We start from the raw sequence: 20,581 nt of genomic DNA, 5'->3' as shown, positions 1-20,581 counted from the left end.
GGCGATGGGGGTCGCTCGCCGGGGACGGTCCCCCCGGGCAACGTCATGCCTGAGCCGCCGCCTTCCACCATCGTGGGACGACGCCTCCGGAACCCGGGGGGGTAAAATCACGGCTTCGCCGCCTGTCGCGGCCACCGAGCCCGCCTCCGCCCACCATGAACACCGCCTTCCGCAAGCCGCTCCCCGGAACGAAACTCGACTGGTTCGACGCGCGCGAGGCCGTCGACGCGCTGCAGCCCGGCGCCTGGGCCACCCTGCCCTACACCGCCCGCGTGCATGCCGAGAACATCGTGCGCAAGGCCGACCCGGCGATGCGCGACGACTACCTGCGCCAGCTGGTGGAGCGCCGCCGCGACCTCGACTTCCCGTGGTTCCCGGCACGCGTGGTGTGCCACGACATCCTCGGGCAGACCGCGCTGGTCGACCTGGCCGGCCTGCGCGACGCCATCGCCGACAAGGGCGGCGACCCGGCGCAGGTCAACCCGGTGGTGCCGGTGCAGCTGATCGTCGACCACTCACTGGCGGTGGAGTGCGGCGGCTATGACCCGGATGCGTTCGCCAAGAACCGCGCCATCGAGGACCGTCGCAACGAGGACCGCTTCCACTTCATCGACTGGACCAAGCTGGCGTTCCGCAATGTGGATGTAATCCCGCCGGGCAACGGGATCATGCACCAGATCAATCTGGAGAAGATGAGCCCGGTGATCTACGTGCAGGATGGCGTGGCCTTCCCCGACACCTGCGTGGGCACCGACAGCCACACCCCGCACGTCGACGCGCTGGGCGTGATCGCCGTCGGCGTCGGCGGCCTGGAGGCAGAGAACGTGATGCTCGGCCGCGCATCGTGGATGCGCCTGCCGGACATCATCGGCGTGGAGCTGACCGGCAAGCCACAGCCGGGCATCACCGCCACGGACATCGTGCTGTCGCTGACCGAGTTCCTGCGCAAGCAGAAGGTGGTGGGCGCGTACCTGGAGTTCCGTGGCGAAGGTGCAGCGGCGCTGACGATTGGTGATCGCGCCACCATCTCCAACATGGCGCCCGAATACGGCGCGACCGCGGCGATGTTCTTCATCGACGGCAACACCCTCGACTACCTGCGCCTGACCGGCCGCAGCGACGAGCAGGTCGCGCTGGTGGAGACCTACGCCAAGGCCGCAGGCCTGTGGGCCGATGACCTGCGCACCGCGCAGTACGAGCGCACGCTGACGTTTGATCTGTCCAGCGTCGAACGCACTATGGCCGGCCCGTCCAACCCGCACGCCAAGCTGCCGGTGGCGCAGTTGGCCGAGCGCGGCATCGCCGGCAACCTTGAGGCCGCTCGCGCGCAGGAAGCGCAGGGCCTGCTGCCCGACGGCGCGGTGATCATCGCCGCCATCACTTCGTGCACCAACACCAGCAACCCGCGCAACGTGATCGCCGCAGGCCTGCTGGCGCGCAATGCCAACCGCCTGGGCCTGACCCGCAAGCCGTGGGTGAAGTCGTCGCTGGCGCCCGGCTCCAAGGCCGTGGCCCTGTACCTCCAGGAAGCCGGCCTGGACGATGACCTCGAGAAGCTCGGCTTCGGCATCGTCGCCTTCGCCTGCACCACCTGCAACGGCATGAGCGGCGCGCTGGACCCGAAGATCCAGCAGGAAATCATCGACCGCGACCTGTACGCCACCGCCGTGCTGTCGGGCAACCGCAACTTCGACGGCCGCATCCACCCGTACGCCAAGCAGGCCTTCCTCGCCTCGCCGCCACTGGTGGTCGCCTACGCCATCGCCGGCACCGTGCGCTTCGACATCGAGAAGGACGTGCTGGGCGTGGTCGACGGCCGCGAGATCCGCCTCAAGGACCTCTGGCCGACCGACGCCGAGATCGATGCCGTGGTGAAGGCCGCGGTGAAGCCCGAGCAGTTCCGCAAGGTGTACGAGCCAATGTTCAACGTGCGCGTGGAGCACGGCGGCGCGGTGAGTCCGCTGTACGACTGGCGCCCGCAGAGCACCTACATCCGCCGCCCGCCGTACTGGGAAGGTGCATTGGCCGGCGACCGCACGCTGCGAGGCATGCGCCCGCTGGCGGTGCTGGGCGACAACATCACCACCGACCACCTCTCCCCAAGCAACGCGATCATGCTCGACAGCGCCGCGGGTGCCTATCTTGCGAAGATGGGCCTGCCGGAAGAGGACTTCAATTCCTACGCTACGCACCGCGGCGACCACCTGACTGCGCAACGCGCCACCTTCGCCAACCCGAAGCTGTTCAACGAAATGGTGCGCAATGACGACGGCAGCGTGAAGCAAGGTTCGCTGGCGCGGGTGGAGCCGGAGGGCCAGGTCATGCGCATGTGGGAAGCGATCGAAACCTACATGGAGCGCAAGCAGCCGCTGATCATCATCGCCGGCGCCGACTACGGCCAGGGCTCCAGCCGCGACTGGGCGGCCAAGGGCGTGCGCCTGGCAGGCGTGGAGGCGATCGTCGCCGAAGGCTTCGAGCGTATCCACCGCACCAACCTGATCGGCATGGGCGTGCTGCCGCTGGAGTTCCAGCCGGGCACCAACCGCAACACGCTGGCCATCGACGGCACGGAGACCTATGACGTCATCGGCGAGCGCACGCCGCGCGCGACGCTGACGCTGGTGATCCATCGCGGGAATGGCGAGCGTGTGGAGGTGCCGGTCACCTGCCGCCTCGACACCGCCGAGGAAGTGTCGATCTACGAGGCCGGCGGCGTGCTGCAGCGCTTCGCCAACGACTTTCTCGAGTCATCGCGGGCCGCTTGATCGTGTCACCCCCTTCCGTCACTGCTGAGGAGTAGCGACATGTCCGGTACCGTCACCCTGCACCGCGTGCTCAAGGCCCCGGCCGACCGCGTCTACCGCGCCTTCATCGACCCCGATGCGATGGTGAAGTGGCTGCCACCGTACGGCTTCACCGGCAAGATCCACGAGATGGATGCGCGCGTCGGTGGCGGCTATCGCATGTCGTTCACCAACTTCGGCACGGGTGGCAGTCATTCGTTCGGCGGTACCTACCTCGAACTCGTCCCCGGCGAACGCATCCGCTACAACGACCGTTTCGACAATCCCGACCTGCCGGGCGAGATGGAGGTGACGGTGACCTTGAATCCGGTGCTGTGCGGCACCGAGGTGCACATCGTTCAGCAGGGCATTCCCGATGCGATTCCGGTCGAGTTCTGCTACCTCGGCTGGCAGGAATCGCTGGCACTGCTGGCGCATCTGGTCGAGCCCAACATCCCCGACAACGCCTGAAATTCCTTTTCCCTCCACGGCGGCAAGAAGCCCAGGAGCAGGCGGAAACGGCTGCTTTCGTGGCCCGCCCCACGCCCGTTTGCTCCCATCATTGGGAGCGGACGCAGAACCGGAACCACGAAGATGACCCACGCGCCCCAGCTCCGCATCCCCGCCACCTACATGCGCGGTGGCACGTCAAAGGGCGTGTTCTTCCGCCTGCAGGATCTGCCGGCGTCGGCGCAGGTGCCCGGTCCCGCGCGCGATGCGCTGCTCATGCGCGTGATCGGCTCGCCCGATCCCTACGCCAAGCACACCGATGGCATGGGCGGCGCGACGTCCAGCACCAGCAAGTGCGTGATCATTTCGAAGGCGACGGTGCCCGACCACGACGTGGACTACCTCTACGGCCAGGTGTCCATCGACACGGCCTTCGTCGACTGGAGCGGCAACTGTGGCAACCTCTCCTCAGCGGTCGGCCCGTTCGCCATCGCCAATGGTCTCATCGACCCCGCGCGCGTGCCGCGTGACGGCATCTGCACCGTGCGCATATGGCAGGCCAACATCGGCAAGACCATAGTCGCGCACGTGCCGGTGAGCAACGGCGAGGTGCAGGAAACCGGCGATTTCGAGCTCGATGGCGTGACCTTCCCCGCCGCCGAGATCGTGCTGGAGTTCATCGACCCCGCCGACGAGGGCGAAGGCGAGGGTGGTGGCGCGATGTTCCCCACCGGCCAGCTGATCGACGAACTGGACGTGCCGGGCGTCGGCACGTTGAAGGCTACGATGATCAACGCGGGCATTCCCACCGTGTTCGTCAACGCCGCCGACATCGGCTACACCGGCAGCGAGTTGCAGGACGCGATCAACGGCGACGCCAAGGCGCTGGCGATGTTCGAGGCAATCCGCGCCCACGCTGCAGTGCGCATGGGCCTGATCAAGGACGTGGCTGAGGCGGCCAAGCGCCAGCACACGCCCAAGGTGGCGTTCGTCGCGCCGGCCGCCGACTACGTCGCCTCCAGCGGCAAGCAGGTCAACGCAGGCGACATCGACCTGCGTGTGCGCGCGCTGTCGATGGGCAAACTGCACCACGCCATGATGGGCACCGCCTCGGTCGCCATCGCCACCGCCGCCGCGGTGCCGGGCACGCTGGTCAACGCCGCAGCGGGTGGTGGCACCCGCAGCGTGGTCACCTTCGGCCACCCCTCCGGCACGCTGCGCGTGGGCGCGGATGTGCAACAGGTGAACGGCCAGTGGACCGTGACCAAGGCGGTGATGAGCCGGAGTGCCCGGGTGCTGATGGAAGGCCAGGTGCGCGTGCCCGCGGGCAGCCTCTGACGCCTCGGGACCTACCGCTCGTCGGCCGCATCTACCCCCAGTTGGCCTAATGCCTCCCGGTACCGGATGTGCAGCCGGGCCACTTTCTCCACGTAGGCACGAGTCTCCCGGTAGGGCGGCACGCCGTCGTACCGGGCCACCGCGCCCATGCCCGCGTTGTACGCGGCCGCAGCGCGGGTGTAATCGCCGCCATAGCGCTTGAGCAACTGGCGCAGGTGGCGGGCGCCGGCGCGGATGGAATCCGATGCTGCAAATGGATCGCGTACACCCAACTCGCGCGCGACAGCAGGCATCAGTTGCATGATGCCCTGCGCCCCCTTGGGTGAAATGGCCCGCGGGTCGTACCCGCTTTCGGCATGGGCGATCGCCCGCAGCCACGCCTCGTCCAACCGGTAGGCCTTGGCCGCCGCGCGGAACTCGACGGCGTAGCGATCCATCCGGGGTTTGCCCACGGTGCCGAGTCCCTCGTGCGCAGGGGAGGCCTTCGGCGTGTGCACCACGAACCCAAACATCGGCGTAGAACCGGGCAGATTGCGGGTGCTGTAGACCACTTGGCCATCCTGCACCCGTTGGTACAGCATCCCCGAGACTTTGCCCAAGGCGCCCCACAGGTCGGGCACGACGGCCGCGTCATCGTCGAACTGCACGGCCTCGCAGGACGACCCCGGCTCGCGCGCCGTGGCCAGGCTCACCGTTCCGTCGCGCACGCAGCGGTAGACGGTGCGGGCGTGGACCGGCCAGGTCAAACCCACCAGCATCAGGAGCAGCAGCGCGTGCCGTGCCATGGGTCCCGAGTGTTGCTGACCTCGCCTTAACGTTTTGTCAGCGTGCCCGGGAGCCATCCGCCGCCGCATGCGACAATGGGACATGGACATCTTCAAGGCCTTCACCCTCGAAGCCGCACACCGGCTGCCAAACGTCCCCCCGGGCCACAAGTGCGCGCGGCTACACGGGCATTCGTTCCGCGTCGAACTGCACGTCAGCGGCGACGTGGGCGCGGACACCGGCTGGGTGATGGACTTCGGTGACGTGAAGCAGGCGTTCCAGCCCCTGTACGACCGGCTGGACCACCACTACCTCAACGACATCCCCGGCTTGGAAAACCCCACCAGCGAACGCCTCGCGATGTGGATCTGGGAGCAGCTCAAGCCCAGCCTGCCGCTGCTGAGCGAGGTGGTGGTGCACGAGACCTGCACCTCCGGCTGCCGTTACCGCGGCCCCTGAGCGGACCTAGGGCTGGGTAAGGGCGGTCATGACGGCCGCGGCGCCGGCCATGGCCACCAGGCCCGCGCCAACGTAGCGCCCGTAACGCCAACCACCGCTCAGCAACGCCAGCACGATTTTCGCGATTGATCCGGCGGCCAGCAGCGCCACCACGCCCCAACGCGCGTGTTCGATCGGCAGGCCGCCAGTCGCCGTCAGCTGCGCAATGCTCGCCGCCGCCGCGTGGATTTCCGCCAAGGCCACCAACGTGGCCGCCACCAGCGCCCCGGCGTCGCCGAAGATCTGTCGCAACCACGCCGAGACCAGCAGCACCACGGCAATCACGGCCGCGATCAATAGTGCATGTGTCAGGTGGAAGGCGCGGGGCTGGGGCTCATCCGGCAGTCCGTCCACATGGTCGGCCCGATGCAGTCCCAACGCGGCGAAGGCGAGCAGCCCCAGTGCCGCCGCCACCAGGGGCCATGCCGTCGCCACCAACAGCGCCGGGGCCACCGTGCCGACCACGGCCACGAACAACAGCAGCGACGCCAGGTTGGCCAGCAGCGCAGCCGCACCGGCCGGTGCCACCAGCTTCGGGTTGTCCGCCGCACGTCGCCCGAAGCCGGCCACCGCAGCCGTCGACGACGCGAAACCTGAAAAGAAGCCCGCCACGGGCAATCCCCAGCGCGCGCCCACTGCGCGCAGCGCGATGTGGCCGAGCATGCCCACTGCCATCACCAGAACCACGATGCGCCACAGCATCCGCGGCTGCAGCACGCCCCACGGGTCCAGGGGTCGGTCCGGCAGCAAGGGCATCACCACCAGCGCCGCGGCGGCCAGCAGCAACGCATCCTGGACCTCGCGCTCGCTGATCAGCTCGCGGGTCAGGCGCTGCAGTGGCTGCTTGGCCTGCAACAGAATCGCCGCCACCACGCCAAGACCCGCGGCCAGCGCCGGCTCCTGCCGCGCCAACGCGCCGAGCATGGCCGATACCAGCAGCGCCACCTCGCCGGTGAGGCCGGGATCATCGCGGTGGCTGTTCCAGTACCCGGCAATGGCGTATGCGCCCACGATCAGCAGCAGGGCAATGAACGCAGGCATGCCCAGGCCCATCGCCACCGCACCCAGCAGGGCCACCAGGGCGTGCGTTCGAAGGCCCGCCTTGCTCACGCTGGGCCCGTAATGACGCTCGCGCACCACGCCGATCAGCAGCCCCACGCCCAAGGCCGTCAGCAGCCCCCTCAAGACTTCGTTCCAGTCCATCGCCACTCCGGTTCTACCGATCCATCCTAAGCCAAGGCGGCAGGGCGGGGACTTCCTCGCCAACCCGGCAGGGAAGCCCGATGTGACCAGCCGGACCCATCGGTTTCCTTGAACCGGAACCTAACCTCCCGCCCCTATTCAGGAATTTATTGTTGCAACGCACAAAACAGGGCGATATGCTGCACCGCACAAACCGGCAATCCCTGCCGGCGATTCCGGAGCTCCTGCCATGTACCAGCAGTTCAACGAACAGTTTGCCGCCGCCACGCGCCAGTTCGCGGACACGGCAGCCCAGATCAACCGCATCGCCCTGGAGAACGCCGAGGCCGTGTTCGGCCTGCAGCTCTCGGTGTTGGAAGAGCGCGCCAACGCCACCTTCGCCTTCATTGGCGAAGTCACCGAAGCCCGCGACCTCGACGCCGCCAAGACCCTGTTCCCGAAGGGCGTGCAGGTGGCCCGCGAGAACGTGGAGCGCGCTGTCGCCGCTTCGCAGGAAGTGCTCGACCGCACCGTGAAGGCCAACGAGGCCATCGGCCAGATCGCCAAGTCCCAGTTTGAAGCGGCCGCCAAGAAGGCCGAAGCCAGCGTCGAGAAGGCGGTCAAGGCCGCTGCGCCGAAGGCGAAGTAACCCTCTCTCTCCAGTCCCCGCTGGAAACTCCGCACCCGGCCGCACCCGCGGCCGGGTGTTTTTTATTGCTCGGATGCGGCGGGCCGGCTGGGCGTCATCCGGGCGCGTCCTCACGATCGCCGTCGCGGATCCGCAACACGCCGAACGCTGGCACCTCTTACCGTGGCCATGCAATGTCCTGGGTGGCCACCACGCGCTCAAAAGCCGGCTTGCTGAAGTAGTAGCCCTGCATCAGGGTGATGCCCACGTCGTGGAGGCAGCGCGCTTCGTCGTCGCGCTCCACGCCTTCGGCAATGACCCGGATCCCCAGTTCCTGGCACATGGAGAACACCCCGGACACGATCGCGCGGCGCGCGGGATGCAGGTCGATGTCGCGCACCAGGCCCATGTCCAGCTTGACGATGTCCGGCTGGAAGTCTGCCAGCAGGTTGAGGCCGGCAAACCCCGCGCCAAAGTCGTCGATGGCGGTCAGGAAGCCGATGCGCTGGTATTCGCGCAGGATCTCCGCCAGCCATTTGCCGTCGTTCACCTGCTCGCCTTCGACCGTCTCAAAGATGATCCGCTCGACCGGGAACCCGTGCTCTTGCGCCGCAGTCAGCGTCGACCGGATGCACAGCTCCGGGCGATAGATGGCATTGGGCAGGAAGTTGATCGAGAGCGCGCTCTGCATGCCCAGATGCGCGGCAATCTCGATCGCCCGGCGGCGGCAGGCCTGGTCGAACTGGTAGCGGTTGTCGTCGGTGACACGCGACAGAACACCGGCGGCCCCCTCCCCGGCGACGCCACGCACCAGGGCCTCGTGGGCGAACACCGACCGGGTCGTGACATCGACGATGGGCTGGAAGGCGTAGCTGAACTCAAATGCCAGGGGCTCGGCGTCGCGGCACTGGCCGCACCCCTTCGCCTTGTTGTCGATGTGCACCGTCTCTCCGCGCATGGGGCATTGTTGGCCGGCACCGAGCATACCTGACCGCGGAAAGCCCGCTGCGTGCCCCCCACGCACGGGCATTCATGTGCCTACACTACGGCCATGAATCGACTTCAGCCTGACCCTGCATTAAGCCCGTCGCTTCACGCGGAGCATTGGGCCTCCACGCCCGAGCCGGTGCGGGAATACTCCAGTCGATTGGCATATGCCGTGACCGGCGGGCTGCTCGTTGCGGCGGTCGTGTTGCTGGTCGTCCTGGGGATGCCCGGCGTCGACCACCCCATGCCGGACTACAGCGGTTGGCACACCCTTCTGGAGACGCTGGCCATCGCGATGAGCCTGGTCGTCTCGGTCACGGCGCTGATCCGCACGGGCGACAACCCCCGCGTCAGGCTCGTGGCGGTCGGCTTTCTGGCGGTCGCCTTGCTCGACCTGCTGCACACCATTACGTACCCCGGCATGTCGGGGTACTTCGGCGCGCGGGGCCTGGAACCCAGCCTGGCCTTCTGGCTGGGTGCCCGCTTGGCGGTTTCGCTGACGCTCGCCGTGATGCTGCTCCCACGGCACTGGTATGGGCCACTGACGTGGCTATTCCTCCCCTACACCGCCCTGGCGGTTGGGCTTGGCACGTGGATGCCTGCGTGGGCGCCAACGCTGTATGTCCCAGGGCAAGGGCTGTCGCCGTTCAAGATCGGCATGGAGCTGGTGATCCTGGCCTCCTATGCCATCCTCGGCTTGCGCGTGCTGCAAGTGCGCCCGGTCGTGAGGTCGGACCTGGTCGCCTGCGGCCTGTTCGTCCTCACCGCGGGCGAGGTGTTCTTCGCCATGTACACGGTGCCCTCGGCGCTCGACAGCACGCTCGGCCATGTCTACAAGATGATCGGCACGGGCTACTTCGCACTGGCGATACTTCACACCCAGGTCGTCGAACCCTACAACCAGCTGCGGTCGGAGAAGCGCTCCCACGAGGACACGGCGCGCCGCTTGGCCGCACTCATCGTTGGCGCGCCCGATGGCGTCATCGTGGTCGGGGATGATGGCCGCATCCTGGCGCACAACGACGCCGCGCGCATCCTGTTCGGCGCTCAGCCTGACGAGCTGGCCACACTCACGGTGGAGGACCTGATCCCGGTCGAGCAGCGGCAGGAGCATCTCCTGCGGCGCGCGGGTTATGCGAGCGACCGGAAGGTACGCGCCATGAGTCCGGTCACCCACCTGCAGGCCCTGCGTCGCGACGGAGGGCGATTCTTCGCCGACATCGCTCTGTCACCGACCACCTGGAACGGCGCACCCTGCACCGTGGCGTTCATCAGGGACGCGACCGATCGGGTCAAGCAGATGATCCGGCTGGAGTGGCTGGCGACGAATGACGAATTGACCGGCCTGCCCAACCGGCACGCGCTTGAGGCCGAACTGGCGGCCCGGATCCAGGCGGGCGCGCAGGGCGGCGTGCTCATGGTGGACCTGAACAAGGTCGCCCGGATCAATAGCGCGTTGGGGCGCGAGACGGGAGACCGCCTGCTGGTGGCCGCCGCGGACCGGCTGCGCGGCAACATGCGCCACGGCGAGTACGTGGCACGATTCGGAGGCGACGCCTTCGTGTTCGTCTCCAACGATTCACAATCGGGGCTCGCCCGTGCGCGCGAGATCGTGGCGATGCTGTCGGCGCCGTTTGAATTGACGGACGAACTGCACCTGCAAATCACCGCAACCGGCGGCTACTGTCGCTTCTCCGGTCCTGCCGATAGCAGCCTGGAGATAATGCAGCACTGCGAAGCCGCGGTGTCCATGGCCAAGCAGCAGGGCCATGTCGATGTCCTGGAGTTCGACCCGACCCATCACCAGCGCAGCAAGCGCTGGATCGAGCTGGCGGGCCGAATGCCCGAGGCGCTGGCCAACGCGGAATTTCGAATGGTGTACCAGCCTCGTGTGAGGCTGGATGGCGATCGTCTGGCCGGTTTCGAAGCGCTGCTGCGCTGGCGGGCACCCGAGGGCGACATCCCGCCGGCGGAGTTCATCCCGGTGGCAGAGGAGACCGGCTTCATCCTTGAACTTGGGCGTTGGGCGCTGAACGAAGTCGTTCGCCAGACCGCCGAATGGGAACGCGCGCACGACCTGGGCAGCGTCACCATGGCGATCAACCTGTCGGTGCGGCAGCTCGCCGATGTGCCCTTGCCGGACTTCCTGCGCGAATGCCTCACCACCCATGGCCTACCGCCCAGCTCACTGGAGCTCGAAATTACCGAGACCGCGGCGATGGAGAACCTCGACTGGGCCCTGCCCCGCCTGGCTCAGCTCGAAGCCGTGGGTTCGACCCTGGCGCTCGATGACTTCGGCACCGGCTACTCTTCGCTCGCCTACCTCCAATCGCTGCCGTTCACCACGATCAAGATCGACGTCGCGTTCGTGCGTCGGATCGGCACGCCCTCGGGCGAAGCGTTGCTGCGCGCGATCCTGGCCATGACCCAGACCCTGGACAAGCTGTCCGTCGCCGAGGGCGTGGAGACCGAACAGCAGTGCGAGTGGCTGCGGGCCAACGGATGCACCGAAGGCCAGGGCTACCTGTTTGCGCGGCCGCTTGAGGCGTACGACGCCCGAGCCTATCTGCAACGCTTGCACAAAGCGGTGCCTGCCTGAAGGCGACGCCGCTCAGGCCGCTGGCTTGGGCGTCCCGCGTTTCTGCTGGTTCCGGCCAATCAGCAGGTACATCACCGGCACCACGAACAAGGTGAAGAGCGTGCCGATGCCCATGCCGCCGACGATCACCCAGCCGATCTGGTTGCGCGCTTCCGCGCCCGCGCCCGTGGCAATGGCCAGCGGCACCGAGCCCAACACCATCGCACCGGTGGTCATCAGGATCGGACGCAGGCGCAACGCAGACGCTTCGATCACCGCATCCAGCTTGCTGCGGCCCTGCTCCTGCAACTGGTTGGCGAACTCCACGATCAGGATGCCGTGCTTGGCGATCAGGCCCACCAGGGTGACGATGCCGATCTGCGAGTAGATGTTCCAGCTGCCACCGCTCAGCTTGAGCGCAAGGAAGGCACCGAACGCGGCCAGCGGCACCGCCAGCAGGATCACCAGCGGGTCGACCCAGCTCTCGAACTGCGCGGCCAGCACCAAGAAGATGAAGGCCAGCGCCAAGCCGAAGATCAGCGCGAAGTCGCTGGAGGATTCGCGGAATTCGCGGCTCTGTCCGGACAGGTCGTACTGCGCCTCGGGCGCCACTTCCTTCAACGCGCCCTCCATCCACGTCAGTGCCTCGCCCATGGAATAGCCGGGTGCGAGACCTGCGCTGATCGTGGCCGAGCGAAGCTTGTTGAAGTGGTTCAACTCCTTCGCTGCCACGGTTTCCCGCACGTCCACCAGGTTGGACAGCTGCACCATCTGCCCATCGCCGGCGCGCACGAAGATGTTGCTCAGGTCCCCGGGCACGCGGCGGTTGGCATCGTCGGTCTGCACGATGACGTCGTACTGTTCGCTGCCCATCTTGAAGCGGGTGACGTTGCGTCCGCCCAGCAAAGTCTCCAGCGTGCGGCCCACCGTGGCCACGTTGCTGCCCACCGCCGCCACCTTGTCGCGGTTGACGTCGATCTTCAGCTGCGGCTTGTCCAGCTTGAGGTCGGTGTCGGGATTGGTCAGCTTGGGGTTCTCGGCCATCTTGGCCATCAGCTTCTGCACCGTGGCGCCGAGGTCCTCCCACGTGCCCGTGCTCTGCACCACGAAGCTCACCGGCTGGCCAAAGCCCTGCTGGCCCAGCGGCGGCGGCAACACCGGGAACGCCATCACCCCGGGAATGCCCATGAACTGCGGGAACAGTTGGCCCTGCACTTCGGCCGACTTGCGCGTGCGCTGATCCCAGTCCACCAGGCCGACGAAGCCAATGGTCTGGGTGATCGACGGGAAGCCGACAATCTGGAAGTAGCGGTCCACTTCCGGCACCTTGGAAAACATGCCCTCCATCACCCGGGCGTACTTGTCGGTGTACTCCACGGTGGAACCTTCGGGCGCGATGCCAAAGCCGATCACCAGGCCCTGGTCCTCCTGCGGCGCCAGTTCGCGCGGCAGCAGCATGAACAGCCCGATGGCCGCCGCGAGGATCGCCACGCCGATGCCGGTGACGATCACCTTCAACGACAAGGCGCGCTTCAGCACTGCACGGTAGGTGTTGTCGATTCCGCGCAGCACCTTTTCACCGGCATCGTAGAAGCGGCCGTGCTTCTTCTCATGCTTCAGCAGCTTGGACGACATCATCGGCGACAGGGTCAGCGCGGTGAAGCCCGACACCAGCACGGCGCCTGCCAGGGTCAGCGCGAACTCGACGAACAGCTTGCCGGTGCGGCCGGTGGAGAACGCGAGCGGCACGTACACCGCCACCAGCGTCAGGGTCATCGCGATGATCGCGAAGCCAATTTCCTTGCTGCCCTTCAGCGCGGCCTCGAACGGCGGCATGCCCTCTTCCACGTGGCGGAAGATGTTCTCCAGCATCACGATCGCGTCGTCCACCACCAGGCCGATGGCGAGTACCATGGCCAGCAGGGTCAGCGTGTTGATGGTGAAGCCGAAGGCGTACATCAGCGCGAACGCACCCACCAGCGACACCGGGATGGTCACCAGCGGGATCAGCGTGGCGCGCCAGCTGCGCAGGAACAGGAAGATGACGAGGATGACCAGCAATACCGCCTCACCGACGGTCTTGTAGACCTCCTCGATCGACTTTTCGATGAAGATGGTGGAGTCGTACGCGATGTTGACCTTTACGCCCGCGGGCAGCGTGCGCTGGATCTGAGGCAGCATCGTCTTCAATGCCTCGGAGATCTCCAGCGGGTTGGCCACCGCCTGCTTGACCACGCCCAGCGGCACGGCGTCGACGCCGTTGAAGCGCGCGCGGAAGCGGTCCTCCTGCGAGCCCAACTCCACCTTGGCCACGTCCTTGAGACGCACCAGGTACCCGCCACTGCTGCCCAGGATCACCTCGCCGAACTGCTCGGCCGTGCGCAGGTCGGTCTCCGACAACACGGTGAATTCACGGGTGCTGCCTTCCACGCGCCCGGCCGGGATTTCCGCGTTCTGCGCGCGCAGTGCGCTCTCCACGTCGGCCGGGGTCAGCCCGAAGCCGGCCAGGCGCTGCGGGTTCAGCCACACGCGCATCGCGTAACGCACGCCAAACACCTGCGCCTGCGCCACGCCGGGAATGGTCTGCACGCGGTCCTTGACCAGGCGGTCAGCGAGGTCGGCGAGCTCGGTCTTGCTGTGCCGGTCGGACGAGAACGCCATCCAGATGATCGGCTGCGCGTCGGCCTCCTGCTTCTGCACGATCGGCTCGTTGGCCTCCTCGGGCAGGAAGTCGCGCGCCTGGCCGACGCGGTCGCGCACGTCGGACGCGGCGCCGTCCGGGTCGCGGTCCAGGCGGAAGCGGATCGTGACCTGGCTGGACTGCTCGCGGCTGACCGAGCTGATGTACTCGATGCCCTCTACGCCGGAGAGCGCGTCCTCGATCGGCTGGGTGATCTGCGATTCGATCACCTGCGCGCTCGCGCCCGGGTAGCTGGTGTTGACGGTGACCACCGGCGTGTCCACGTTGGGAATCAACCGCACCGCGAGGCGGTCATAGGCGATGATGCCGATCAGCAGCACCACCAGGTTGATCACCGTCGCGAAGACCGGGCGGCGGATGGAGATGTCGGAGAGGACCATGGGGCGCGCCTCCCTCAACCGCCGTTGGCGGGTTTGGTCGCGTCGGCCTTGGCGGGCTCACCCTTGGCAGCAGGCGCCTTCGCCCCGCCTGCAGCGGGCTTGCCATCGCCCGCGCCTTGCGGCGGCAGCGACATCACCGCCATGCCGTCGTGCATCATCGGCTTGGCCTGGCCCGCGGTGATCACCACATCGCCGGCCTTCAGCCCTTCCACCACCTGCACCAGGCCCGGCGTGCGGGTGCCGGTCCTGACCGTGGTCTTCTTGGCCTTGCCGTCCACCACGATGTAGACGAAGCGCGTGTCGCCGTCCTGCATCAGCGCCTGCTCGGGCACCATCAGCGCCTGGGCGTTGCCCGTGCCGGTGTCGAGCTGCAACTTGGCAAACTGGCCGGGGCGCAGGCGGAAATCGGGATTGGGGATCTGCGCGCGCAGCTTGGCGCTGCGGCTGTTGGGGTCGATCACCGGGTCGATGGCCACCACCTGCCCGCCGAACGCGTCGCCCGCGAACGCATCGACGGTGATGTTGATCTTCTGTCCGTTGCGCAACTGGGTCAGCGCGGTCTCGGGGACGCTGAAGTCGACCTCGATCGGGTCGAGCTTGACCAGCGTGACCAGGTCCTGGCCGACGTTGACGAACTCGCCGACGCTGACGTTGCGCAGGCCCACCTGCCCGGAGAACGGCGCACGCAGGGTCATCTTCGACAGCGCGGTGCGCGCCGACGCCACGCGCGCCTGGTCGACGCCAAACTGCGCGCGTGCCTTGTCCAGGTCGGACTGGGCGATCAGCTTCTGACCGCTGAGCTGTTCGGCGCGCGCCACGGCGCGGCGGCTGTTCTCCAGGTTGGCCGCGGCCTCGTTGAGGCTGGCCTGGGCCAGACTGCCGTCCAGCGTGAACAGCGGCTGCCCGGCGGTCACGCGACCGCCTTCGGTGAAGTGGATGCGGGTGACGCGCCCACCGACTTCCGGCCGCACCACCACGGACTCATCCGCGCGCAGGCTGCCCACCGTTTGCAGGCCGCCCTGCAGGACTTGTGGCTGCAGCGTGACGGTCTCCACCGGCAGTTGCATGCCACCTGGCGGGCCCCCTGCACCGGCGCCGCCCTGTTCCTGTTTGCCACCGCATGCGCTCAGCGACAGCGCGGCGACGAGAATTGCGGAAAAGAGAACGGTGTGGCGCATCCTGAGCCTCGCACGAGGATTTCATGAACTTGCCAGTCTAACTTCGGACCGCCAGCACGCCCGTGCCATTAGTCTTGTGGTCCATCGGGCGGGTCCGACCCACCTGCCGGTCAACGCGGAAGCGTGAGGAAGCGGGCCAGCCGCTCGGGCGCTACGGGCAGCGTGTATGGCAGCCGCCCCCAGCAAGGGGCGGCCAGGTGGCGCTGGAGGATCGCGAAGTTCTCATCGGCGCACGCCATGGCCGGGTCGATGTCGTTGGCGATCCAGCCCAGCAACCGCGCCCCCGACGCCTCGATGGCCTGCTGGGTCAGCCGCGCATGGTTGATGCAGCCCAGGCGCAACCCCACCACCATGACCACCTGCAGATCCAGCGCACGGACCACGTCGATCTGGTCCAACGTGGCCGAAAGCGGCGCCAGCCATCCGCCCACGCCCTCGACCACCACCCGATCGGCCTGGGCTTGCAGGCGCGTGAAGGCGGCCTGGATCGGCTCCAAGGCAAGGCTGACGCCGGCATCGGCGGCGGCCAGTTCCGGTGCCAACGGCTGCGGCAGGGCAAACGGATTCACGTCGTCGTAGGCAGGGCGCGGCGCGCTGGCCGCCTGCAGCAGCAAGGCGTCCTCGTTGCGCCACCCCTCGGCCAAGCGCTCGCAGCCGCTGGCCACCGGCTTCATGCCCACGGCCGTGCCCCCGTCGCGGCGCAGGGCATGCAGCAACGCCGCACTGGCCACTGACTTGCCGATCCCGGTATCGGTACCGGTGACGAACAGGCGTGCGAAGGGCATCATCGACCGCCCCCGGCAGGTGTTGCGGGACTGCTAGACTCCAAGACAGGGAGAATCATCACGATGTTCACCACGCAGAGTTTAAGCGGCAGCAAGCCCGAGCAGTACGCACAGCTGGCCGAGCAGGCCCGCGCACTCGTGTATGGCGAGCGCGACCGCATCGCCAATGCCGCCAACCTGTCGGCCCTCGTCTTCAATGCGCTGCCCGGACTGAACTGGGCGGGTTTCTATTTCTTCGACGGCACGGAACTGGTGGTGGGTCCCTTCCAGGGGCTGCCGGCCTGCGTGCGCATCCCGCTGGACAAGGGCGTGTGCGGCGCGGCGGCGCGGACGCGGCAGACCCAGCGCGTGGATGACGTCGAGGCATTTCCCGGCCACATCGCCTGCGACTCGGCCTCGCGCTCGGAACTGGTCGTGCCGCTGGTGGCCGCCGACGGGACGCTGATCGGCGTCTTCGACCTGGACAGCCCCGAGCTCAACCGCTTTTCCGCGGACGACCAGACCGGCCTGGAGGCCATCGCCCGGGTTTTCGTGGAGTCGATCACTTGAGCACCGAGAAGCTGCGGAACATCGGCCCTAAGTCCGCCGCATGGCTGCGCCAGGTGGGTCTGCGCACGCAGGACGACATCGCCGCGGTGGGCACGGTGGAGGCCTTCATGCGGGTCAAGCGCGCGGGCTTCAAGCCGACGCTCAACCTGCTGTACGCGATCGAGGGCGCGCTGCTGGAATGCCACTGGCAGGAAGTGCCCGAACCACGCCGACAGCAGCTCGTGGCCGAGGCGGAAGCTGCGATCGCGCTGTTGCCGCCGCCCCGCTACCGTCCCGCGGCGTCGCCGGTAACCACCACCGTACACCACGGCGACGGCGCGGACATGCACGAGCCCGTGGGGGAGTCGGACGCGGAAGCCGACGCGGACTGAGTCCGAGGATGCAATTCCACGCCGCTCCGGTGCCATGAGAAAAGCCCGCATTGCGCGGGCTTTTCTCGTCTGGAGCAGCGCGCCGCGCTTATTCCACGGTGACGCTCTTGGCCAGGTTGCGCGGCTTGTCCACGTCGGTACCTCTCGCCAGCGCGGCGTGGTAGGCCAGCAGTTGCACCGGGATCGCATGCACGATCGGCGACAGCACGCCCACGTGGCGCGGGGTGCGGATCACGTGCACCTGCTCGGACTCGCCGAACTGGCTGTCCAGGTCGGCGAACACGAACATCTCGCCGCCACGCGCGCGCACTTCCTGGATGTTCGACTTGACCTTCTCCAGCAGCGTGTCGTTGGGCGCGATCACCACCACCGGCATCGCCTCGTCGACCAGCGCCAGCGGGCCGTGCTTGAGCTCGCCGGCCGGGTACGCCTCGGCGTGGATGTAGGAGATTTCCTTGAGCTTGAGCGCGCCTTCCAGCGCGATCGGGTAGTGAACGCCACGCCCCAGGAACAGCGCATGCTGCTTCGGTGCGAAACGTTCCGACCACACCTGCACCTGCGGCTCCAGGTTGAGCGCGTGCTGCACGCTGCCCGGCAGCTGGCGCAGGTCGTCGAGGTAGGTCGTTTCCTGCTCGTCATTCAAACGGCCACGAAGCTTGGCCAGGGTGCAGGTCAGGGTGAACAACGCCACCAGCTGGGTAGTGAAGGCCTTGGTCGAAGCCACGCCGATCTCGGCGCCGGCGCGGGTGTAGTAGACCAGCGCACTGGCACGGGGAATGGCGCTTTCCGGCACGTTGCAGATCGAAAGCGTGCGGTCGTGCCCCAGCGACTTGGCGTATTTCAGCGCCTCCATCGTGTCCAGCGTTTCGCCCGACTGCGAAATCGTCACCACCAGGTGCTTCGGGTTGGCCACGGCGGCGCGGTAGCGGTACTCGCTGGCGATCTCCACCGAGCATGGCAGGCCGGCAATGGCCTCGATCCAGTAACGCGCGGTCAGCCCCGCGTAGTAACTGGTGCCGCAGGCGAGGATCTGCACGCCTTCGATGTCCCGCAGCATGGCTTCGGCATTGGCGCCGAACAGCTGCGGCACGAAACCGTTGTTAGCGATGACCTGCTCGATGGTGTCGCTGATCGCGCGCGGCTGCTCGTGGATTTCCTTCTGCATGAAGTGCCGGTACGGCCCCAGCTCCAGCGAGGCGAGCGACACGTCGGACAGATGCTCGTCGCGGGTGACCTGCGCGCCGCTGGCGTCGAACACACGCACGCCGGCGCGGGTGACGTCGGCCGTGTCGCCCTCTTCGAGGAAGATCACGCGGCGGGTGGCCTGCACGATGGCCGATACGTCGCTGGCCACGAAGTTCTCGCCGTCGCCGAGGCCGACCAGCAGCGGGCACCCCATGCGCGCACACACCAGGCGCTCCGGTTCGCGCTTGCTGACCACCGCGATGGCGTAGGCACCGTGCAGTTCGCGCGCGGCGGCCTGCACCGCGGCGAGCAGGTCCAGGCCCTGCTGCTGGTGGTAGTGCACCAGGTGCGCGATCACCTCGGTGTCGGTCTGCGACTCGAACGCGTAGCCCAGCGCCTTGAGGCGCTCACGCTGCGTGTCGTGATTCTCGATGATGCCGTTATGCACCACCGCCAGTTCGCCAAAGCTCACGTGCGGATGGGCGTTGGCCTCGGTGACGCCGCCGTGGGTGGCCCAACGGGTGTGGCCGATGCCCAGCTGGGCGTGGAAGCCCTCGGCATTGGCGGCGGCTTCCATCTCGGCCACGCGGCCGGTGCGGCGCACGCGGCGCACGTCGCCGTGGTCGAGCACGGCGATGCCCGCGGAATCGTAGCCGCGGTACTCAAGTCGCTTCAGGCCTTCGACCAGGACGGGGACGATGTCACGGCCGGCAATCGCACCAACAATTCCGCACATGGTGGGGCAGTTTCCAAGGTAAGGATGCGCCATTCTAGCGCGCCCCTTGCCACTTCCCAGATTGCGCTTCAGCGCGGTTTTTTCTCAGGCCGCTTCCAGCCTTCCACGGTGGATTGACGGGCGCGGGCCAAGGTCAGCTGGCCCGCCGGGGCGTTTCGGGTGAGCACGGTGCCGGCGGCCAGGGTGGCCTCGCGGCCGACCGTAACCGGCGCCACCAGCGAGCTGTTGGAACCGATGAAGGCGCCGTCCTCGATGATAGTGGTGGACTTGTTCACGCCGTCGTAGTTGCAGGTGATGGTGCCCGCGCCGACATTGACCTTGCTGCCGATCACCGCGTCGCCCAGGTAGGTCAGGTGGTTGGCCTTGCTGGCGACACCCAGTCGCGCGTTCTTGGTCTCGACGAAGTTGCCGATGTGCACGCCATCGGCCAGCACGGTACCCGGGCGCAAGCGCGCGAACGGACCGATGCTCGCGGCGCCCTCCACCACCACGCCGTCGAGGTCGCAGTGCGCGCGGACCTCGGTGCCGGGCCCCAGCTTCACGTCCTTGAGCCGGCAGAACGGACCGATGCGCACGCCATCGCCAAGCTCGACCGCGCCCTCCAGCACCACGTTCGCATCGATCTCCACGTCCTGGCCCGTGCGGACCACGCCACGCACGTCCAGGCGCGCCGGATCCACCAGGCGCACGCCGGCGACGCTCAGCGCACGCGCCTGGCGCAACTGGTAGGCACGCTCCAACTGGGCCAGCTGCCAGGGGTCGTTGGCCCCTTCCACTTCGATGGGCTCGGCCACGTGCACCATTTCCGCCGCGCTGAATTCGGTGGCTGCCGCGGCGAAAATATCGGTCAGGTAATACTCCCCCTGTGCATTGTCGTTACCCAGGCTGGTCAGCCAACGGCGCAACGGCTCGCCGTCCGCCGCGAGGATGCCGGTGTTCACGGTGCGGATCTCGCGCTGCTCGTGGGTGGCGTCCTTGTGCTCGATGACCGCCCCAACGCGACCTTCCGCGTCGCGCACGATCCGGCCGTAGCCGGTTGGGTCGTCGAGGTCGGCGACCAGCACGGCGAGCCGGCCCGGCGCGTTCAGCAGACGCTGCAACGTGTCAGCGGAGATCAGCGGCACGTCGCCGTACAACACCAGCACGCGCGCATCCAGCGGCACCCCGGGCATGGCCTGCTGCACGGCGTGCCCGGTGCCCAAGCGCTGCGCCTGCTCGCTCCAGTGCAAATCGGTGTCGGCGGCAAAGGCATCGCGCACCTGGTCGCCCCCATGTCCGTACACGACGTGGATGCCGGCCGGCTGCAACGCACGCGCGGTGTCGATCACGTGACCGAGCATCGGCCTGCCCGCCACCTTCTGCAGCACCTTCGGGATCGCCGACTTCATGCGCTTGCCTTCGCCGGCGGCGAGGATGACGACGTGCAACGGTGCGGACATGCGTACTCCGGGAATCGGAACGGGACAGAACGGACATTCTAACGGCCG

General features: G+C 67.6%; 16 protein-coding genes. 8 read left to right on the top strand and 8 right to left on the bottom strand.

Going from position 1 to position 20,581, the window contains the following annotated elements; translation table 11 throughout:
* Positions 1–155 precede the first annotated feature (155 nt).
* The 3 genes from acnD to prpF all read left to right on the top strand — a co-directional run bounded on the left by acnD (position 156) and on the right by prpF (position 4,571).
* Positions 156–2,765 (top strand): Fe/S-dependent 2-methylisocitrate dehydratase AcnD, encoded by a 2,610-nt coding sequence (acnD, locus tag ACYVBS_RS11605; protein ID WP_460823795.1) that lies wholly within the window; start codon positions 156–158, stop codon positions 2,763–2,765.
* A gap of 39 nt (positions 2,766–2,804) precedes the next feature.
* Positions 2,805–3,254 carry an SRPBCC family protein gene (locus ACYVBS_RS11600; protein ID WP_460823794.1) on the top strand — a complete coding sequence of 150 codons (450 nt, stop codon included), beginning with the start codon at positions 2,805–2,807 and terminating at the stop codon, positions 3,252–3,254.
* 123 nt (positions 3,255–3,377) lie between these two features.
* Positions 3,378–4,571: a 2-methylaconitate cis-trans isomerase PrpF gene (gene prpF, locus ACYVBS_RS11595; RefSeq protein ID WP_460823792.1), complete on the top strand. Its 1,194-nt coding sequence runs from the start codon at positions 3,378–3,380 to the stop codon at positions 4,569–4,571.
* A gap of 11 nt (positions 4,572–4,582) precedes the next feature.
* On the opposite strand, the gene ACYVBS_RS11590 is transcribed toward prpF, so the two are convergent.
* Positions 4,583–5,356, bottom strand: a complete 774-nt coding sequence (locus tag ACYVBS_RS11590) for a lytic transglycosylase domain-containing protein (protein WP_460823790.1) — start codon at positions 5,354–5,356, stop codon at positions 4,583–4,585.
* 82 nt (positions 5,357–5,438) lie between these two features.
* Here ACYVBS_RS11590 and queD point away from each other — a divergent pair, with 82 nt between their 5' ends.
* Positions 5,439–5,795 carry a 6-carboxytetrahydropterin synthase QueD gene (queD, locus tag ACYVBS_RS11585; RefSeq protein ID WP_460823905.1) on the top strand — a complete coding sequence of 119 codons (357 nt, stop codon included), beginning with the start codon at positions 5,439–5,441 and terminating at the stop codon, positions 5,793–5,795.
* 6 nt (positions 5,796–5,801) lie between these two features.
* On the opposite strand, the gene ACYVBS_RS11580 is transcribed toward queD, so the two are convergent.
* Positions 5,802–7,037: an MgtC/SapB family protein gene (locus tag ACYVBS_RS11580; RefSeq protein WP_460823788.1), complete on the bottom strand. Its 1,236-nt coding sequence runs from the start codon at positions 7,035–7,037 to the stop codon at positions 5,802–5,804.
* Positions 7,038–7,266: 229 nt separating this feature from the next.
* Here ACYVBS_RS11580 and ACYVBS_RS11575 point away from each other — a divergent pair, with 229 nt between their 5' ends.
* Positions 7,267–7,665 carry a phasin family protein gene (locus tag ACYVBS_RS11575; RefSeq protein WP_460823786.1) on the top strand — a complete coding sequence of 133 codons (399 nt, stop codon included), beginning with the start codon at positions 7,267–7,269 and terminating at the stop codon, positions 7,663–7,665.
* A 157-nt stretch (positions 7,666–7,822) separates the two neighbouring features.
* Here the strand turns inward: ACYVBS_RS11575 and ACYVBS_RS11570 are convergent, their stop codons facing one another.
* On the bottom strand, positions 7,823–8,602 hold the full coding sequence (locus ACYVBS_RS11570) for an EAL domain-containing protein (RefSeq protein ID WP_460823784.1): 780 nt from the start codon (positions 8,600–8,602) through the stop codon (positions 7,823–7,825).
* 201 nt (positions 8,603–8,803) lie between these two features.
* On the opposite strand from ACYVBS_RS11570, the gene ACYVBS_RS11565 reads away from it, so the two are divergent.
* Positions 8,804–11,230: a bifunctional diguanylate cyclase/phosphodiesterase gene (locus ACYVBS_RS11565; protein WP_460823783.1), complete on the top strand. Its 2,427-nt coding sequence runs from the start codon at positions 8,804–8,806 to the stop codon at positions 11,228–11,230.
* A 12-nt stretch (positions 11,231–11,242) separates the two neighbouring features.
* Here ACYVBS_RS11565 and ACYVBS_RS11560 read toward each other — a convergent pair whose 3' ends face one another.
* The 3 genes from ACYVBS_RS11560 to bioD form a co-directional block, all read right to left on the bottom strand.
* A complete protein-coding gene (locus ACYVBS_RS11560) occupies positions 11,243–14,290 on the bottom strand; it encodes an efflux RND transporter permease subunit (RefSeq protein ID WP_460823781.1) in 3,048 nt (1,015 codons plus the stop codon).
* A gap of 14 nt (positions 14,291–14,304) precedes the next feature.
* Positions 14,305–15,468 (bottom strand): efflux RND transporter periplasmic adaptor subunit, encoded by a 1,164-nt coding sequence (locus ACYVBS_RS11555; protein ID WP_460823780.1) that lies wholly within the window; start codon positions 15,466–15,468, stop codon positions 14,305–14,307.
* A 110-nt stretch (positions 15,469–15,578) separates the two neighbouring features.
* Positions 15,579–16,253: a dethiobiotin synthase gene (gene bioD / locus ACYVBS_RS11550; protein WP_460823779.1), complete on the bottom strand. Its 675-nt coding sequence runs from the start codon at positions 16,251–16,253 to the stop codon at positions 15,579–15,581.
* Positions 16,254–16,316: 63 nt separating this feature from the next.
* Here bioD and ACYVBS_RS11545 point away from each other — a divergent pair, with 63 nt between their 5' ends.
* Together ACYVBS_RS11545 and ACYVBS_RS11540 are read left to right on the top strand one after the other, a co-directional pair.
* Positions 16,317–16,802 (top strand): GAF domain-containing protein, encoded by a 486-nt coding sequence (locus tag ACYVBS_RS11545; RefSeq protein ID WP_460823778.1) that lies wholly within the window; start codon positions 16,317–16,319, stop codon positions 16,800–16,802.
* Positions 16,799–17,173 carry a TfoX/Sxy family protein gene (locus tag ACYVBS_RS11540; RefSeq protein ID WP_460823777.1) on the top strand — a complete coding sequence of 125 codons (375 nt, stop codon included), beginning with the start codon at positions 16,799–16,801 and terminating at the stop codon, positions 17,171–17,173. Before ACYVBS_RS11545 ends, ACYVBS_RS11540 begins: the two co-directional genes overlap by 4 nt.
* Before the next feature lie 88 nt (positions 17,174–17,261).
* On the opposite strand, the gene glmS is transcribed toward ACYVBS_RS11540, so the two are convergent.
* Complete coding sequence (glmS, locus tag ACYVBS_RS11535; protein ID WP_460823776.1) at positions 17,262–19,094, bottom strand: glutamine--fructose-6-phosphate transaminase (isomerizing); 1,833 nt, start codon at positions 19,092–19,094, stop codon at positions 17,262–17,264.
* A 68-nt stretch (positions 19,095–19,162) separates the two neighbouring features.
* Positions 19,163–20,533: a bifunctional UDP-N-acetylglucosamine diphosphorylase/glucosamine-1-phosphate N-acetyltransferase GlmU gene (gene glmU, locus ACYVBS_RS11530; RefSeq protein WP_460823775.1), complete on the bottom strand. Its 1,371-nt coding sequence runs from the start codon at positions 20,531–20,533 to the stop codon at positions 19,163–19,165.
* Between the last annotated feature and the right edge of the window lie 48 nt (positions 20,534–20,581).

It is taken from the genome of Lysobacter olei (genome assembly GCF_054777355.1).
The sequence above is the reverse complement of the archived record's forward strand: the minus strand, read 5'-3'. Positions and strand labels throughout refer to the sequence as shown.